We start from the raw sequence: 19,443 nt of genomic DNA on the forward strand, positions 1-19,443 counted from the left end.
CAATTTTAAGTATTACAAAGGTAGATTACCATGCTTACGCTTAGGACGTAACTCGATTTTGCGTTCGAGGGCTTTAAGGCTCGAAGCAATTTTCTGTTTGGTTACAGCAGGGTCTATCACTTCATCTATATATCCTTTTTCGTCTGCTATATACGGATTTGTAACCTCTTCTCGATATTTGTCGGTAAGTTCTTTTTTCAGTAGAGCCGGATCTTCCGCTTCGTTCAATTCCTTGCGGAAAAGAATAGCGATAGCGCCATCGGGTCCCATCACTGCAATCTCGGCAGTAGGCCACGCAAAACTAAAGTCACCTCCAATTCCTTTGCTGTTCATCACGATATATGCCCCACCATATGCTTTTCGGAGGATAATTGTTATTTTAGGTACATTGGCAAATGTATAAGCATACAAAAGCTTTGCTCCGTGGCGGATAATGCCTTCATGTTCCTGATCGGTTCCCGGAAGGAATCCCGGAACATCCACCAGCGTTACAATTGGTATATTGAATGCATCGCAAATATTGATGAAACGTGCTCCTTTTACCGAAGAGTGTGTATCGAGTGTCCCTGCCATTACTTTGGGCTGGTTGGCTACTATTCCCACAACACGGCCATCGATACGGGCAAATGCTGTAAATATATTCGCCGCATGGTTTTCCGATATTTCCAAAAAGTCACCATTGTCTACGATCAATCTCACCACTTCCTTTACATCGTAAGGCTTGTCCGGATCTTCGGGTACAATATTTCGGAGTTGCTCATCATCCCGTGTTGCCGTTTCTGCCGGTTCGGTGAGCGGCGGATTTTCCATATTATTTGATGGGAGGTAGGATAGCAATTTCTTGACGCCCAATATTGTATTTTCGTCGTCGCTATATACAAAGTCCGCTACTCCCGATTTTGAAGCGTGTACCGAGGCTCCACCCAAATCTTCGGTGGATACTGTTTCGTTGAGTACTTCTTTCACCACGTTAGGGCCTGTAACAAACATATAGCTTGTGTCGGCAGTCATGAATATAAAATCGGTGAGGGCAGGGGAGTATACTGCGCCTCCGGCAGCAGGTCCCATTATTACTGATATTTGAGGTATAACACCTGAGGAAAGCACATTTCTTTTGAATATACTTGCATACCCATCCAAGCTGCTGATACCTTCCTGTATACGCGCGCCTCCCGAGTCGATAAGTCCCACCATTGGCGAACCAGTTTTGAGAGCCATGTCCTGTATTTTGGCTATTTTAGCGGCATGGGTTGCTCCAAGAGAGCCTCCAAGTACATTAAAGTCTTGTGAATATGCATACACCAAACGTCCGTTAACTTTTCCGAATCCTGTAATCACTCCGTCTCCAAAAGCTTTTACTGTTTTTCCGAATGAGGATGTAGCAGGAGGGGCGTAAGCATCTGTTTCTTCAAATGTATCTTCGTCGAATAGAAGAAGGATGCGTTCGCGTGCAGTTAGTTTGCCTCGCTGATGTTGTTTTTGGTAATATGTGTCGTCATATTGTTTCTTCAAGAGCTCTTGACGAGCAATGAACTGTTCGTATGATTTCTTCATTTTTATGTATTTATTAAGATACTTTTGGTTGGAATAATAAACTCTTAATTCTGTAGAAAATAATGGTATTGTTCATTATTTATTTTGTTTCCTTCGTATTTTATGTTAGTTCAAAACAGTAAATATAATAGAAATATTTTATTTGAATGTTGAACTGCATAAAAAATATCAATTACAGAACCTCTCTTGAGCTATCGATGATTGAGTATCTATTGGATACAATGTGAATAGAGTTGTTCTTTATATGTGTCTTATTATTAGTTTCTTATATTTTTTTTGAACGATGTCTATCAAATTTGCACTCTATTTAAAATATGGTTTGACTTCATAGATTTTTTAAATATTTTTTTCTTGACTATTCCTTTCTCTAAGTGTTTGATGTTTAAACTACTTTGCTCTAAATTATTTAAGTTGTTGTCTGTTTCTTCTATAATTCTAGCTGATATACATAGGTGAAGTTGTACAGAATTTCTTTACTTTTGCAGTGACATTTTATTATTAATTAACTAAACAAAATGAATCAAAAACAAGTAAACAAACAGCAGGCTTATCGCTTTAAAAGATTTTTGCGGAAAGCCTACAGTGCATTCAACAGTATGCACAGGCTTGTTAACATTGGGGTTGTGACAGGGTGTGCACTTACATGTCTTCATGTATCGCTCGCATCTGCGCAAACTACAAGTAATGAGCAACAACAAAAAGTGATGGAGAAAGAGCTCGATGAAGTGATGGTGACGGCATCGCGGGTAGAGATGCCGATCAACCAAACTGCGAAGCTGGTAACAGTAATCACTAAAGAGCAAATAGAGCAGGCGCCCGTCCGGAGTATTCAAGACTTGTTAGTCTACGCCGCTAACATAGATGTGATTCAACGAGGCGGACATGGTGTACAAGCCGATATCTCGATCAGAGGTGGCACATTCGATCAAAACGCAGTACTTCTCAACGGAGTAAATCTCTCCAACCCCCACACAGGACACTACAGTTTCGACATTCCAATCAATCTTTCCGACATCGAACGTATCGAGATCATTCACGGCCCATCAGCCCTAATATACGGAGCCAGTGCATTTTCGGGGGGAATCAATATTATTACAAAGAAAAGTGCAGATTATAAAGCTTATGCCAATGTAGAGTCGGGCATGCACAAGTTGCGTGGCATGGAAGTCCGTGGTGTGGCAAAAGCTGGTATAACAACAAATAGTTTGTCGGTAGGCTATAACTCTTCTGCGGGTTATATAGCCAATAGCGACTATGATCTGTATAATGTGTTGTGGCAAACACGTTTCAGACTCAACGAATCTAAAATTGATTTACAATTAGGTTATAACGATAAAAAATATGGAGCTAATACTTTCTATTCGGCAAAGTATCCCAATCAGTATGAGCGTACAAGCACATATATGGGGTCTCTGAAAGGAGAGTTTGGTTCTAAATTCAAAATAATTCCCATTGTATATTGGGACAGGCATCACGATCAGTTTGATTTGATCAAGGATACCGACAAGGGGCGCAACTATCACCGGAATGACACCTACGGAGCGAATCTTATCTTTAGCTATGAATCCCGATTGGGGATTACCAGCTTGGGCGGTGAGTTGCGAAAAGAAGACATAATGAGTTCGGTATTAGGCAAACCGATGGTCGAGCCTCACCGGAAATATAAAATGTATGATGACCGCACCAATGCGAGTGTGGCATTCGAGCATACTTTAAGTATCGAAAAAGTTGTGCTTTCTGCAGGTGTTTTGATGAATCATAACACATTGTTGAGTGGTAAATATAGGTTTTACCCCTCGGTGAGCGCTACATATCGCCCTGTAGAAGACTTTAATATATCGTCATCGTGGAGCAAATCGACACGAATGCCTACTTTTACTGATCTTTATTATACAACAGAAACCCACAACGGAAACAGCGGATTGAAACCTGAGAAGTCAGAGTCTCTCGATCTTAACTTCAAATACAATAAATCGTTTTTCTCTGCATATCTGACAGGCTTTCTTCTCTGGGGACGAGATATGATAGATTGGGTGAAAGTGAATGCAACTGACACAAAATGGGCATCGTGGAATCTTACGAAAGTAGATACAAAAGGCCTTGAAATGGGTGTGAAGTTCCGATTGGCAGATGTGTTCCCTGTATTAGGCGAGCAGTCTTCCGTATCTCTTGACTATGCACGTATGTATCAGACCAGCGATGCGCAAAATATGATATCATTGTATAGCTTGAATTACTTGCGCGATAAGTTTACGGCACAGTTTCATCATCAAATTTATAAAGGATTTTCCGCAGGTTGGTATTTTCGTTTTCAAAAACGGATGGGATTTTATGAAAAGTATGAAAATCTGGTGAAGGTTGGTAATGAGCATTATCCGGCATTCTCTACACTCGACCTGAAACTTAACTACAAGTATAATGACCTTCAGTTGAATTTGAGTATGAATAATCTGTACAATACTCATTATTTTGACAGAGGGAATATTCCTCAGCCGGGTTTTTGGTTGATGGGTGGTATTAGTTATACTTTTAGATAGAATTAAATGGGATTGTCTGTTGTCATAAACACAGTGTTTTGTTATACTGAACAGAGTGAAACATCTCTTATGGCAACAGACAGTTCGTTTTACATACCTCAATAATATGAAAACAATTGTTCTTATTTTATTCCTATTGCTTCCATTTCATATTTCAGCCGATAACTTCAAGCTGCAAGCAGGAGACCTTATCTTTCAGGAGTCTTGTTCGGGAGATATGGGCAAAGCAATAAAGGAAGTGACATCGAGCATCGATCAATATCATTTTACCCATGTGGGTATGGTCTATATAGATGAAAATGACAGCATCTATGTAATCGAAGCCACTCATCCCAGAGTTGCTGTTACTCCGTTGCATGAGTATCTCTATCCCGAAAATGATAAGGGCTGCTATCCAGTATCTGTTGTGGGGAGGTTAAAGACAGAATATCAATGTTGTATACCCCGGGCAATAAAAGAAGGATTTACGCTGGTAGGGAAAGAATATGACGATGGCTTTGTGATGAATAACGATAAATATTATTGTTCCGAATTCATTTATGAGATATTATTAAGAGCAAATAGCGGGACTGCGATTTTTCCTCTTAATGTTATGACGTTTAAATCTCCCGGTTCGGATGAAATAACAGAGGGTTGGAAGGAGTATTTCGATAAACTGCATCTTCCTGTACCCGAAGGGGAACTTGGTATAAATCCCGGAGCAATGTCACAATCGGATGTAATAGACATTGTTCATTATTATTAAAAAAATAGGCTGCTTTGTAAAGCAGCCTATTTCATCTATTTTAGTTTGAGATTTATCTCAACTGTGCACCTAATTCGCTTTCTAAAGATTTTTGTATCTTTTGCATGATGGCATCAATCTGTTTGTCGTTTAGCGTTTTTTCATCGTCCTGAATAACGAAGTTTACTGCATAAGACTTTTTGCCTTCGGGTAAATTTTTGCCCTCGTATACGTCAAACAAAGAAACGTTCTTCAACAACTTACGTTCGGCTTTGTATGCTATCTTCTCTATCTGATCGAAAAGGATATTCTTATCTAATAACAGAGCAAGGTCACGTTTTACAGCCGGGAATTTTGATATCTCCGTGTATGTAATGCTGTGTTTCTTGATCTCTTTCATTAGGCTGTCCCAGTTCAGTTCGGCATAGAACACTTCTGCATTGATATCTTGCGATTTCAGCAGTTTCTTGTTAACTATACCCAATACGCCCAGCGATTTACCTTTACCCTTAGCTTGTATGTCTAAAGCTGCTGTAAATATTTCGTTCGATGTCTGTACGTATTCATACCTATTCGTAGCAATACCCAAACGAGCTAATATATTTTCAACATAGGCTTTTAGTTGATATACAGATGTCTTTTCATCGCCTGCTGCCCAGCTATTGCTTATATTATTTCCACTAAGCCACATGCCAAGATGAAACTCTTCATTATATTCTTTTAAAGTTTCACCCTCCACTTTTTTAGAAGCATCATAGAAATAGCAGTTCCCGAATTCATAGAATTTGATGTCAGGATTCTGATGATTACGGTTGTATGCAATGCTCTCCAAACCTCCGTAAATCAATGTTTGACGCATCACATTAAGGTCGTTGCTGAGCGGATTGATAACCCGTACGCTGTTAGCCACAGGGTATAACTGAGAGTCTGAATAATAAGCTTCTTTGGTTAGCGAGTTATTCATTATTTCTTTAAATCCGCTACCTGTCAATTGCTCAGAGATCAGGTTCTGTAAGTCATAACTTTTGTCTGTAGGTGTTTCGTACGAAAGGTTTGACTTCAGGCTGTCGCCTATTTCTATGTTGTTATATCCGTACACACGTAATATATCTTCGATCACATCTACATCACGCAATACATCTACTCTGTAGGTAGGGATAGACAGGCTAAGCGTATCTTCTGTTTCTTTCTCTATTGTAATCTCTAAACTTTCGAGAATAGATTTTACAGTTTCTTTTTCAATAACTTTTCCTATCAGGCTATTTACTTTATCGTACGATAGCTCTACTGTAGGCTTTGCTACAGGGTTAGGATATATATCTTGTATCGGTCCTACTATTTTACCACCCGCAAGTTCTTGTATCAATAAAGCAGCACGTTTCAATATATAAATCGTATCGTTTGGATCACAGCCACGTTCGAAGTGGAACGAAGCGTCGGTATTTAACCCATGACGACGTGCCGATTTGCGTATCCATGTAGGGTTGAAGTATGCACATTCGAGGAAAACATCGGTAGTATTTTCTGTAACTCCCGAATCTAATCCGCCAAATACTCCACCGATACACATGCCTTCTTTGTCGTTGCATATCATCAGGTCTCTCTCGCTAAGTGTACGTTCTACTTCATCTAGTGTGACGAACTTAGTTCCTTCCGGTAAGGTTTTTACAATTACTGTTCCTCCCGAGATATGAGCTACATCGAATGCGTGTAATGGATGTCCCAGTTCTTGCAATACATAGTTGGTAACATCTACTACATTATTGATTGGGCGCAAGCCTACAGAAGCAAGCCTGTTTTTAAGCCACTCAGGACTTTCGGTAACTTTTACGCCTTTTATTGTTACGCCTGCATAACGTGGGCAGGCTTCCGTATTTTCTACTTTTACAGGTACTCCGCCATTTGGTTCATCCAGTTGAAAGCTTTCAACTGATGGGCTTTTCAGTGACCCTTTTAGTTTGTTTTGTTTCAGATATGCAGCCAAATCACGGGCAACTCCAAAGTGTGAAGCTCCGTCTATACGGTTTGGCGTAATATCTACTTCGAGAATATATTCGCTCTGTATGTTGTAATATTCTTTTGCCGGAGTACCTACCTTAGCATCGGCAGGCAATACGATGATTCCCGCATGGCTTGTGCCTATTCCTATCTCGTCTTCGGCGCATATCATACCAAGCGATTCCACACCTCTGATTTTAGATCTCTTTATCGTAAAAGACTCATCGCCCGAATATAGTTTTGTTCCTACCAAGGCAACCACCACTTTTTGTCCTGCGGCAACATTTGCAGCTCCGCACACTATTTGCAGTGGCTCGCTTTGCCCAACGTTTACCGTTGTGATGTGCAGGTGGTCTGAGTCTGGGTGATCTACACAAGTGAGTACTTCACCTATCACTAAACCTTCGAGGCCTCCTTTTACTGTTTCTACTTCTTCTACACCGCCGGTTTCGAGACCGAGAGATGTCAGGGCATCGGCAGTTTCCTGAGGGGATAAATCGAAGTCAAGATAATCTTTTAACCAGTTGTACGAGATGTTCATATATTAATGTTTTTATTTTTTCGAAAAAGTCCGTCAAAAATACAAAATTTATTTCATTCGGTTGTTAATATAATCTATCGAATCATTTATTTGAGAAGTGGGCTATATCCTGTTTCACGCATTTATTCCTTTATGGGTGATATCAAACAAAGCAATTAAGATTGAACGGATTTTCAAACTTTCTTAATAAATATCAAATAAATGTATTTTGCATTTGTAATATCTTTACCTTCGCTTGACGAATATTAATAAAATATATGGAAATCGCAATCATAGTTCTTTTGATATTATTGAATGGTGTTTTTTCAATGTCCGAAATTGCTGTTATCTCAGCACGCAAATCAAGTCTCAAAACGGAAGCAAAACGAGGCAGTAAATCTGCTCAGACTGCAATAAAACTGTCCGAAAATCCCGATCGTTTTTTATCTACTGTTCAGGTGGGAATTACACTCATCGGTATCCTCACGGGGCTCTATTCGGGAGATGTATTGGCGGGAGATGTATCGGCATTATTTATCAATCTCGGGCTTTCTGCAAACTATGCATATCCGCTTGCTCGGTTGGGTATTGTTATAATAGTTACTTATTTTACAATTGTTCTTGGCGAATTGGTGCCAAAACGTATTGGGATGAGTTCGGCAGAGAAAGTCGCTAAAGCTATAGCTCGCCCGATGCATTATTTGTCTGTCATTGTATCTCCTTTTGTATGGCTGTTATCCAAAAGCTCGGCTTTAATATTTCGCATGCTGGGTATTTCTCTGTCCGAGTCTAAAGTTACAGAAGAAGAAATTAAGTCGATGGTAATTGAAGGAGCCGAAGACGGTGAAGTACAGGATGTGGAAAAAGAAATAGTAGAACGTGTCTTTAATCTGGGCGATAGGGATTTGGAATCTATTATGACCAATCGGGGAGATATCGTATGGATAGATACGGATATGACAAATGACGAGATTGTGACGCTTATACATAAATATCCCTTTGATAAATATCCTGTAGGAACCAAAGATTTGGATCATGTGCTGGGTGTTGTTTATCTGAAAGATATGTTTGGGAAGATCGAATCTCCCGACTTTGATGTGAAAACTGTTGTACGCCCCGTTCAGTTCTTTTCTGAAAGTATGGAAGTGTACAGTGCTCTGGCTGACATGAAGGCTAATCATATATCATATGCTCTTGTTTGCGACGAATTTGGTGCGGTGAGGGGAATTGTTACGTTAAAAGATATTCTGGAAGCATTGGTCGGTACTTTGTTAGATCCGCAGGAAGAGCCGGCAATCGTACAGCGTCAGGATGGAAGTTGCCTCATAGATGGGCAATGCTCATTCTACGATTTTCTTGTTTATTTCAGAATGGGAGATATGTATAACAAATACGACTACAATACAGTAAGTGGTCTGATACTGGATAAGTTGGGGCATATACCGAAGACCGGAGAGATTCTGAAATGGAAAGGTTTTATAATCGAAATTGTAGATATGGACGGCGTTCGTATAGATAAAATACTAGTTAAAAAAAATTAATATATATAATGCTTATACATACGCTATTTAAGTAAAGTAGGAAAGGAATCGAAAATAAACCATAATTTTGTCTTCGCTTAGGCAAAAGTATTATATGGTACTTGTAATTAATTAAGGTTGTTAACGGAGAACAGATATGAAAAAATTAAAGAATGTACTTTTTTACATTATATCGATAGGGTCATTCTCTCTCATATTACTTATTATACTTCAACTTGGTAAAAATAATCTGGAGGTAGGACGTACCATCTCAGAGCAAACAACAGGAGAAACCGCATGGGGCGAATTTGGCAAAAGCTTATTGCATAATATAAGTGTTCCTTTCGCCCTCTTAATGTTGCAGATAATTGTAATCATGCTGGTGGTGAAAATCTTTGGCTGGATTTGTAAAAAGATTGGTCAAACCTCGGTCATTGGCGAAATAGCGGCAGGGATCGTATTAGGTCCATCTTTATTAGGCTTATATTTTCCTGAGATTTCCCAATTTCTGTTTCCTGTATCTTCGCTTGTGAATATCAACTTGTTGAGTCAGGTAGGGCTTATACTCTTTATGTTTATTGTGGGTATGGAGTTGAATCTGAATGTGTTGAAGAACAGGGCTCATAGTGCCGTAATCATAAGTCATGCCAGCATCGTTTTCCCATTCACATTGGGCGCATTACTGGCATATTTTATATATGAAGACTTTACCCATGCGCATTCCGGGTTTGTTTCGTTTGCACTCTTTATGGGAATTGCAATGAGTATAACAGCCTTTCCCGTTTTGGCACGTATTGTACACGAAAAGGGGATTAATAAGTCGCCGGTAGGGCCAATGGTTATTACCTGTGCAGCCATAGACGATATCACAGCTTGGTGTTTGCTCGCTGCAGTGATAGCAATAGCCAAAGCCGGAACTTTCACCAGCTCTCTATATGTGATCTTAATGGCTGTGGTATATGTGCTTATTATGTTTAAGGTTGTTCGTCCTATCTTAAAGAATATTGCAGATAATCACCATTCCAAAGGAATGTCTAAAACCATAATGGGTGGTTTTATATTGATATTATTCTTATCGGCATATACTACCGAGGCTATCGGTATTCACGCCTTGTTTGGGGCTTTCCTTACAGGGGTTATAATGCCATCGAATATCCGTTTGCGTAATCTTCTGACCGAAAGGATAGAATATGTAACATTGATAATCCTGTTGCCTCTATTCTTTGTTTTCACAGGGTTGAGAACCGAAATCGGTTTATTAAATACCGGACATCTGTGGCTAGTGTGTTTTATTGTGATTGCGGTTGCCGTAACCGGTAAATTTTTGGGTAGCGCCTTGGCCGCTCGCTTTGTGGGACAAAACTGGAAAGATAGTTTGGTGATAGGCGCATTGATGAATACCAGAGGTTTAATGGAGCTCGTTGTCTTAAACATCGGTCTCGACTTAGGAATATTAACGCCCGAACTATTTGCCATGATGGTGATTATGGCATTAGTTACCACGTTTATGACATCGCCTAGTTTAAATATTCTGGATAAGATATTTAAACGAAACGAACATTATTCTGAAATATCGGCACAGAAGAAATTTAAAGTATTGGTGCCTTTTTCAAGCCCTCAGACAGGGCGTAAGCTGTTGCTTTTGGCAAGCTGTTTGATAAAGAGAAAACAGTCACAGTCTGATTTGACATTGTTGCACTTGACTGAAGGAAGCCCGATGCATCAATACAATATAGATGAGGAAGAAGATCGTATTTTTGAGCCCGTGAAGGAGGAGGCACACTCTTTGCAACAGGATGTAAACACAATGTTTGAGGTTACAAACAACTTTCAGAACAGCATTATAAAAATAGCCAACAAAGGAGAATACGACTTCCTTTTGATTGGGAATAAAGGATATACATATTCCGACAGGTTTCTAGGGCGTTTCTCCAATGCTCTGAGTTATGTTCCCGATTATATTTTTTCTATAGTACAGAACAAGATCAGAAAAAAAGGAACGTTCAACGCACCTTTCGATGAACGTACCCGCTCTATTATTTCAAAGACCAATATGCCGGTTGGCATATTTATTGATAGAGGATTAATAACTATCCGTAATATTTTTGTTCCTATATTGGATGAGGATGATATTTTTATGGGTGACTTTATGGAAAGGCTGGCCGAAAACTCATACGTGAGAATAACATTATGGGATCGTGTAGGATTGGCCGAGAACTCGATAGAATTTGTAAAGTCTGTAAAGGCGATAAAAGCTGTAAACCCATACCTATTTCAGCTGTGGAACAACAATATACCCGTAGATAGTGATATATTGATGAAACAAGATTTGATCTTGATTAGTCTCAATAGTTGGAAAGAACTGGATGTGAAAAAACCTAACTTGCTTCGTGATGCTCCTTCTACATTGATAATGACTAATTGAGCATAACCCATACATAGTATTAAAGAATGAACAGTCGCGATATAATAGCTCTTAAAAAAGAAATACTTCAAAACCTGTCAAAAAGACAGTTGAAAGATGTGTTTGAGTCACTGACAAAGTTGGTCGTAAACCTTCAGGATTGGAAAGTGTCTGAAACATTGAGCGAATTGGAGACAAACTACAAATATATGCTTCATTACCTGTTTGAAGGTGTTGAAGATACCGAACGGGATAATGTGTATCGTAACCTCTTAAGGTCTTTATACGAGCTGACAGACGATGTTGCCGATGAACTGTTAAATATAGAGTCGACCAATATATTTTATGAAAAGTATCGGATAAACAGATTAAAGACGAATACGCTGCCTGATTATTTGAAGGAGTTGAAGGATATTTCCGATTCTATGTCTATTGTCGATTTACTTGAGGCGGGAGAAGAAAAGAACCAGCGAAAACTTGATTTGGCGGTAAGGCGTGAACGTGTAGCTTCCGATTTATTCTCCAAAGTATATGTCTCTCCCCGAGCCGAAGAAAGCGACTATAATGATTATATCTCTTTTCTCGAAAACGAGGTGATGCCTGTAAGAGAAAAGAGCTTGTTGTTGTCTGCGCTGTCTCTAAGCCTGTTTCATCGTTTCGACTATAGAAAAGTGCAGGTGTTGATGTACACATCTTTTTCCGACAATATGCAACTGCGGGTAAGGGCTATTGTAGGTCTTGTGATTCTCATGCAAATGTACGATGTGCGTTGGTCTTTGTATCCTGAGTTGCAAAGCCAATTGGATATTATGTCCGAAAATCAGGAATTCCGCAGGGCTGTTCGCCGTGTTGTGATTCAGTTGATTCGTTCGCGCGAGACCGAGCAGATTAGTAAGAAGATCCGGGAGGAGATTCTGCCTGAGATGATGAAATTTAATAATCTGGCGGGTCGCAAACTGAATATGGAAGAGCTGATGGGTGGGGACACAGACTTTTCCGAAAAAAATCCTGAATGGCAAAAGGAACTTGAAGAGTCGGGACTTGGTAAAAAGCTGCAAGAATATTCTAATTTGCAAATGGAAGGAGCCGATGTGTTTCATTCCACTTTTTCTGGATTAAAGCACTTTTCTTTCTTTTCCGAAATAAGCAATTGGTTTATGCCTTTCGATCCTTCATACTCTGAGCTTATGAGCCTGTTTCCCGAAGATAGCGGAAGTAATTTGTTGAAGACCGCCGTTCTCGATTCGGGGCATATGTGCAACTCCGACAAGTATTCTTTTTGCTTAAGCCTGTTACAGATATCTCCTGCGCAACGGGATATGATGATGGGGCGGATGGGTGCCGAATCGGAAGAGATAAAGCAACTGCAAAAAGAGGCGCAGGCCATGAATCCTACTATTGATGATGAGGTTACTTCAAATCAATATATTCAAGACTTGTACCGTTTCTTTAAATTACATCCATATCGCAACAACTTCTTTGATGTATTCAAGCTGAGTTTGAATTTCTATGAAAAGAAATCCATAGCGCCATTGATATCCGATGAAGAAAGTATGAGGAAAATTGCTCAGTATTGCTTCGATAAAAATAATTTCAGTGAGGCATTGGATGTTTTCAATCGCCTGATTGATATTGATAGTCAGAATGATGATATCTGGCAAAAGATAGGATATTGCAAGCAAATGCTGAACAATCAGGACGGTGCTTTGGCTGCATACTTGCAGGCAGATGTGCTGAGACCCGATAATTCGTGGATCATAAGACGTATAGCACAGATATACCGAACATTGAAGAAGCCGGATATGTCATTATACTACTATCAGAAGGCAGCAAAACTGAATCCTGATAATGTAAACACCGAACTGAATATAGGGCATTGCTATCTGGAGATGAACGATTATGAGCAGGCCTTGAATACGTATTTTAAGGTAGAACTATTAGACTCCAAGGGCACAAAAGCGCAACGTCCTATTGCATGGACTGCATTCCTGTTGAGAAAGTACGAGTTAGCTCAGAAATATTACAATCAAATTTTAGAAAGAAAACCTACGATACATGATTTCTTAAATGCCGGACATGTAGACCTTTGCGCCGGTAATATGAAAGAAGCTATCGAGCATTATAAGCAAGCTGTATACAAAGAGAATGACTTCGAGTTGTTTGCAATGTTGTTCGAAGCAGATAGGGAAAGCCTTATGAATCATGGCGTAGACGCAAAAATATTTCCATTCTTATTCGATCAGATCAAATACGGAGTCGGATAAATAGAAGGTGTTTTTGAATAAAATACATTGTTTAATCGTCATCTATAAAAGCCATATAGCTTAACTTACATTAATTACGATTCTTCTGTAAGCGGTTAAAGTAGGAGTTCCATTGTCAGTTAACTCGAGTATAACATGTATCGTCTTGCCCGACGCATCGGAAGGTATGGCTACTTTGCAGGAGTATGCGTTAGTATTTTCTATATTCACTGAACCTTTGTATGTACTAGGCTCGCTATATACGAACCATTTATAATCTAATCGATCACCATCGGGATCTGTCGATTCCGAGGCATCAAAAATCAGATAATCTCCTGCTTTTGCATTTCTATAGATACATTTCAGTGAGTTATCTCCTTCTATCGTTGCTTTAGGGTGATGATTTACCTCAGAATAGTTGCTTGTCGTTGTCCACAGCATACGGGCTGCAAAATTATTCCAGATGTGTTCTTTCCATTTATTTATAGCTCCGATACCCTCTTTGCTGCTTCCATACATATAATAGGGATCGTATTGGGTTTCGTCTTTTCCACTTTTCTCAATGAAATCCATACCGCGTATCCCCATCTGCTTTTCTTTATAGAAACGTCCTCCCCAACCGCCATAGTCGATTTCTTCGGGTACATTCAATCCATTGGCGTACACATAAAAGAAAGAAGGAGAATCACCCTCAGGTGCCCAGATACGATTAGGATAATGACTTCCTAACGGTTTGCGGCTTTGAATGTTTTCCCTGATCCAATTGTCAGAAGGTCCCCAACCGTATACTTGCTTATTGCGGATGTATATAATATTTGGAAATTTTTTGGCTATCCATGCACCTGCATCATCTTGCCCCAGTATATCGTAAATCCGTATTTTATCGGCAAAGGCTTTGAACTCTTTTTTACTCCGTGTATGCTCCACTTTCCATAATGCTTGTGCTATCGTGTTCATTCCACCCCAGGCGGCAAGCCATACGGGGCGATTGTCATCTCTTTTGTCAACGGCTTTGATAATGAGTTCTGACCCCGGCGAATCTTTCCCATCACCCACGCCGGCCATGTTGGAATATTCTTGTCCTCTTTTTATAATTGATAGAAGGTAATCTATCTCCGGATAGCCTTCCGCATGTATCTTTAAACGGGGTAAAACTTCACCGAAAGATTCGACAAGCTGCTTTATATAAGCGGTTTTATCCGGATCGTCTACCCATACCTGAGAACTGATCAGTCCTTCTATATTGATCATATTGGAGCATACCAACAAATGGATCATGGATTGGACGTCATCCGGATCGGTACCCCCAAGGTCTGTAGTAACAATTAATCTATGCTTATCGCTAGGATGAATCTGGGCTAAACAATATTCGCCTAATAGAAACAATGCTAAAGAGAAAAAGATTATTCTATTCATGGTATTTGGAGAAAATAATTTTAAACTGTAAATTTAATTTCTAGCTTTGGGTTGCACAAATTGATTTTTGTTTAAAACATGTCATATCCCGAGAAATTAAATACGTTTAATCAAAATAGAGAGAACTTTACTCCTTATGGTTTAACGTGTGAATTATGGACTCCCAGTTTGATGCCAAAACCAGACAGGCATAATGAAATAGAACTAAATTACTTCCCCTCAGGGAATATAACATATCTATTTCAAGACCGTAAAGTAATTGTCCCCTCCAAAAGGTTGGTGCTGTTTTGGGGACTTATTCCTCATCAAATCATAGGTTACGAAGGAGATAAACCCTACTATGTTTGTACAATACCTCTGACACAGTTTTTATTATGGAAATTTCCGCCGTCTTTCATAGATGAGATATTTAAAGGGAAAGTCTTTATTGAGACAAGAAGCCACTTCTCTATTCACGATGAGTTTATGATAAAGAACTGGTTAAGTGACATAAAGGAAAGCAATGGTGTTGAACTTATTTCTTTAGAAATGCATGCGCGTTTACTCAGAATGTCAAATAATGTTAGTTCGCATGAGAAGAAATCTTCAAATTTTATACCTGGGCTAAGTTTAATAGAGCGAATCGTTGTTTATATTTCTCAGAATTATTCTCAACCTCTTAATGTGTCGGAAATAGGAAAGGCTGTCGGACTGCATCCGGATTATGCTAATTCTATCTTTAAGAAGGCATTCGGTTGTACGTTGTATGAATATGTGATTCAAGAACGAATTGCCCATGCTCAAAGGAAACTTGTGTTGTCAGATCTAAGTATCACCGAAATTGCATTTGATTGTGGATTCAATTCGATTAGCCGCTTTTTACTTTATAATATAATTAGTTTGTTAGAGTAGTTTTCCGCTTAAGAACATCGCTGCAATAGAGAAATAGATAATCAGTCCGGTAACATCTACCAGCGTTGCTACAAACGGAGCCGATGCAGTAGCGGGGTCTAATCCTATTTTTTTTAGCAGGAGGGGGATCATCGAACCGGAGAATGTGCCCCACAAAACAATGAATATGAGCGAAACGGACACACTCAAAGCAACCCATACCCAATATTCACCATAGTCGTATAAGCCCAGTTCTTGCCATATAAATATTCGGGTAAAACCTATTACACCGAGGATAGAACCCAAAAGCAGACCTGATAAAATCTCTTTTCTCATCACATACCACCAGTTCTTGAGCTTTAGTTCGCCCAGAGCCAATGCGCGGATAATAAGACTGGCAGCCTGCGAGCCCGAGTTACCCCCGCTTGAAATGATCAGTGGAACAAACAAGGCCAATACTACGGCTTTCTCTATCTCTTCGTCGAAGTGCCCCATTGCTGATGCTGTGAGCATCTCTCCTAAAAAGAGGACAACTAGCCATCCGGCACGTTTTCTGACCATTTCAGTCAGTGATGTTTTGGTATATGAGAGGTCTAGCCCTTCTGTACCCCCAAACTTTTGGAAGTCTTCTGTGCTTTCTTCTTCTGCTACATCCATTACGTCGTCGATGGTAACAATGCCCAGCAGTGTGCCGTTGGTGTCGGTTACGGGTAAGGCTACACGGTCGTGGTCGGAGAATATTTTTACGGCAACCTCCTGGTCGTCGTATGCGTTAAGCGAGATTAAACGATTGTCGCTAAGCTCGCCGATGGTCTGGTTGGCAGAAGCCAAAATTATTTCCTTGATGCGGATATCGGCGATAAGCTTCCAATTATCATCTACGATGTATATTACATTCAGTGTTTCGGAGTCTCGTCCGAACTTGCGGATATGGTTTATAGCCTGTTCTACTGTGTAGTATGGTCTTACTGCGACGTATTCGGGTGTCATCAGACGTCCGATACTATCTTTGGGGAAGCCTAATAGTTTGGTGGTGATTTCTCTTTCTTCGTCCGATAATATCTGCATCAGACGCTGGCTTACTTCGCCCGGCAGTTCTTCAAAGAAGGCTGTACGGTCGTCCGGATCAAGATCATTAAGAAGAGATGTTACTACATTGATGTTAACAGCCAGTCCTTCGATTATATCTTCTTTTTCGTCGTGAGAAAGGCGTTTGAAAGTTTCCTTTGCCAATTCTTGTGGCAAGAGGCGGAATAAAATGATCTGATCAGACTTTGGTATGTCTGCAATGATTTCTGCTATCTGAACAGAATCGAGGTTGTTAAGTTCTTGTTTTACGATTTTCCAGCTTTTGTCTTCAATAAGCTGTTGGAGGCGGATTATTATTTCACTCATGATGCAATCTCCTTACTTTATCTCTGTAAGGAAATCACAATAAGACCCTTTACAGAGAGGTTAATACTTTAGTTTTGTTTCTGTAACTCGGATACGGGTCTTCGTCCATGATTTTTAATTTTTAGTGAATACTAGCCCAAATGAGTAGGGGGCGTTAAAACCGCTGCAAAAGTAATACTTTCTTCGAGAACCGCCAAAAAGAACTTTTCTTAAATGGATGCAATACGGAGTGATTAGGTTTTATTATACTTTATTATGTTTTTAGTATTCACCTATTTAGTTTTGTGTGAATAATCAATAGGTTAAAGAATATGATTAGCGGGTGTATAGCAAAAGACTATATTTCTTATATCTTCTTGCCCCCTCAAAGCAAAAAATTGTTATTTTTGTTATTCGCATTTTTGTTTAGATCAATATAAAACTAAAATAAAGAAGAAAGCATGGAAAACAGTGAATTGCTGGCACAGGTAACAGCTAAAGCAAAAACATGGTTGTCGGAAAAATACGATGCCGATACACGAAAAGAAGTTCAGGCATTGTTAGATCAAGAAGATAAAACGGAGCTTATAGAATCTTTTTACAAAGACCTTGAATTTGGAACAGGAGGTCTTCGCGGAATTATGGGTGTGGGTACCAACCGCGTGAATATATATACAATCGGAGGTGCAACACAAGGGCTGGCTAATTATCTATTGAAGGAGTTTTCTTCATTAAAAGAAATAAAAGTAGTCATCGGCCACGATTGTCGTAACAATAGCCGTTTGTATGCTGAAATTTCGGCAGATATTTTTGCTGCAAACGGAATCAAGGCATATCTGTTCGAAGACTTACGACCTACTCCCGAAATTTCGTATGCTATCCGCAAGCTAGGCTGTCAGAGTGGTATAATGATTACAGCTTCTCACAACCCGAAAGTATATAACGGCTATAAGGTATACTGGGAAGACGGTGCGCAGGTTATCCCTCCGCATGATAAGAGCATTATCGCTGAGGTGAACAGAGTGAAAGTGGATCAGATCAAATTTAAAGGCGGTGATAAAAAGCTGATCGAAATACTCGGCAAGGATATGGACAATGCCTATATACAGGACTTGAAAACATTGCTTCTTTCTCCCGATTCGATCAAGCGTCATGCAAATATCGGTATTGTTTATACGCCTCTGCATGGTACCGGATTTACAATTATCCCTAAAGCACTAAAAGAATGTGGGTTTACCAATATTATCAACGTACCCGAACAGGATGTGTTGAGTGGCGATTTCCCTACAGTAATATCTCCAAACCCTGAAGATCCTGCCGCTATGGCATTGGCTGTGAAAAAAGCAGAAGAAACAAAAGCCGAGTTGGTATTTGCTACCGACCCTGATGCTGACCGTTTTGGTGCAGGTATCCGCAATGATAAAGGAGAATTTATCTTGCTCAACGGTAACCAAACGATGCTTATCCTTATCTACTATATAATCACACGCCGTAAGGAATTGGGTTTGCTCTCAAAGAAAGACTATACAGTACGTACAATCGTAACCAGTGCTTTGACTCAGGTTGTATCTGAGAAGAATGGCGTGGAGATGTTTGAGTGCTACACCGGCTTTAAATGGATAGCTGCTGTAATGCGTGAGCTGGAAGGCAAGCGTAATTATATAGGTGGGGGTGAAGAAAGTTACGGATTCTTAGCCGAAGACTTTGTGCGTGATAAGGATTCTGTTTCTGCTGCCATCTTGTTTGGTGAAATCGCCGCATGGGCAAAAGACAACGGAAAAACATTGTACGAAATGCTTCAGGACATCTATGTGGAATATGGTTTCTCTAAAGAGAAAGGTATTTCGGTAACGAAAGAAGGTAGGAGCGGTGCTGAAGAAATAGAAGCGATGATGAAGAATTTCAGAGAAAATCCCATCAAAGAAATAGCCGCCTCGAAAGTGATATTGATCAAAGACTTTGTGACATTGAAGGCACAAGATTTTAGCATCAATGAAGAATATACTCTCGAGATGCCTACAACTTCGAACGTACTTCAATACTTTACTCAGGATAAAACGAAAGTTTCAATCCGTCCTTCGGGAACAGAACCGAAGATAAAGTTCTACATTGAAGTGCAGGATAAGTTGAAATCACGTGAAGAATACGATGCAGTGAATGCTGCTACTGAAAAGAAAATAGAACAAGTATGTAAAGATTTGGGTATATAAGAATTGCCCGAAGAATGAATATAAAGCACCTCTAAGTCTATAAATCAGACTTAGAGGTGCTTTTCGTATATGC

The 19,443-nt window shown here is 39.7% G+C and carries 11 protein-coding genes; 7 read left to right on the forward strand and 4 right to left on the reverse strand.

The annotated features are described in order from the left end of the window. Window positions 1-12: 12 nt before the first annotated feature. Window positions 13-1,554 (reverse strand): acyl-CoA carboxylase subunit beta, encoded by a 1,542-nt coding sequence (locus tag E4T88_RS08505; RefSeq protein WP_135105028.1) that lies wholly within the window; start codon window positions 1,552-1,554, stop codon window positions 13-15. A 515-nt stretch (window positions 1,555-2,069) separates the two neighbouring features. Between E4T88_RS08505 and E4T88_RS08510 the strand changes: the two genes are divergently transcribed. Continuing rightward, window positions 2,070-4,091, forward strand: a complete 2,022-nt coding sequence (locus E4T88_RS08510; RefSeq protein ID WP_135105029.1) for a TonB-dependent receptor plug domain-containing protein — start codon at window positions 2,070-2,072, stop codon at window positions 4,089-4,091. A gap of 106 nt (window positions 4,092-4,197) precedes the next feature. Then, complete coding sequence (locus tag E4T88_RS08515; protein ID WP_135105030.1) at window positions 4,198-4,836, forward strand: YiiX/YebB-like N1pC/P60 family cysteine hydrolase; 639 nt, start codon at window positions 4,198-4,200, stop codon at window positions 4,834-4,836. A 52-nt stretch (window positions 4,837-4,888) separates the two neighbouring features. Here E4T88_RS08515 and pheT read toward each other — a convergent pair whose 3' ends face one another. Further along, a complete protein-coding gene (pheT, locus tag E4T88_RS08520; RefSeq protein WP_135105031.1) occupies window positions 4,889-7,354 on the reverse strand; it encodes a phenylalanine--tRNA ligase subunit beta in 2,466 nt (821 codons plus the stop codon). 257 nt (window positions 7,355-7,611) lie between these two features. Between pheT and E4T88_RS08525 the strand changes: the two genes are divergently transcribed. From E4T88_RS08525 to E4T88_RS08535, 3 genes are all read left to right on the forward strand, one after another. Then, entirely contained in the window at window positions 7,612-8,874 is a 1,263-nt protein-coding gene (locus E4T88_RS08525) for a hemolysin family protein (protein ID WP_135105032.1), read from the forward strand. Between the two features lie 136 nt (window positions 8,875-9,010). Beyond that, complete coding sequence (locus tag E4T88_RS08530) at window positions 9,011-11,278, forward strand: cation:proton antiporter domain-containing protein (protein ID WP_135105033.1); 2,268 nt, start codon at window positions 9,011-9,013, stop codon at window positions 11,276-11,278. A gap of 26 nt (window positions 11,279-11,304) precedes the next feature. Further along, window positions 11,305-13,521 carry a tetratricopeptide repeat protein gene (locus E4T88_RS08535; RefSeq protein ID WP_135105034.1) on the forward strand — a complete coding sequence of 739 codons (2,217 nt, stop codon included), beginning with the start codon at window positions 11,305-11,307 and terminating at the stop codon, window positions 13,519-13,521. A 60-nt stretch (window positions 13,522-13,581) separates the two neighbouring features. On the opposite strand, the gene E4T88_RS08540 is transcribed toward E4T88_RS08535, so the two are convergent. Further along, a complete protein-coding gene (locus E4T88_RS08540) occupies window positions 13,582-14,916 on the reverse strand; it encodes a nucleoside hydrolase-like domain-containing protein (protein ID WP_135105035.1) in 1,335 nt (444 codons plus the stop codon). A gap of 78 nt (window positions 14,917-14,994) precedes the next feature. Between E4T88_RS08540 and E4T88_RS08545 the strand changes: the two genes are divergently transcribed. Next, entirely contained in the window at window positions 14,995-15,807 is an 813-nt protein-coding gene (locus E4T88_RS08545) for a helix-turn-helix domain-containing protein (RefSeq protein WP_135105036.1), read from the forward strand. Here the strand turns inward: E4T88_RS08545 and mgtE are convergent. Continuing rightward, window positions 15,799-17,181 carry a magnesium transporter gene (gene mgtE, locus E4T88_RS08550; RefSeq protein WP_135105037.1) on the reverse strand — a complete coding sequence of 461 codons (1,383 nt, stop codon included), beginning with the start codon at window positions 17,179-17,181 and terminating at the stop codon, window positions 15,799-15,801. The genes E4T88_RS08545 and mgtE overlap by 9 nt on opposite strands. A gap of 440 nt (window positions 17,182-17,621) precedes the next feature. Here mgtE and E4T88_RS08555 point away from each other — a divergent pair, with 440 nt between their 5' ends. Next, entirely contained in the window at window positions 17,622-19,370 is a 1,749-nt protein-coding gene (locus tag E4T88_RS08555) for a phospho-sugar mutase (protein WP_135105038.1), read from the forward strand. Window positions 19,371-19,443: the final 73 nt, after the last annotated feature.

The sequence above is a fragment of the Dysgonomonas mossii genome, assembly GCF_004569505.1.
GTDB lineage: Bacteria > Bacteroidota > Bacteroidia > Bacteroidales > Dysgonomonadaceae > Dysgonomonas.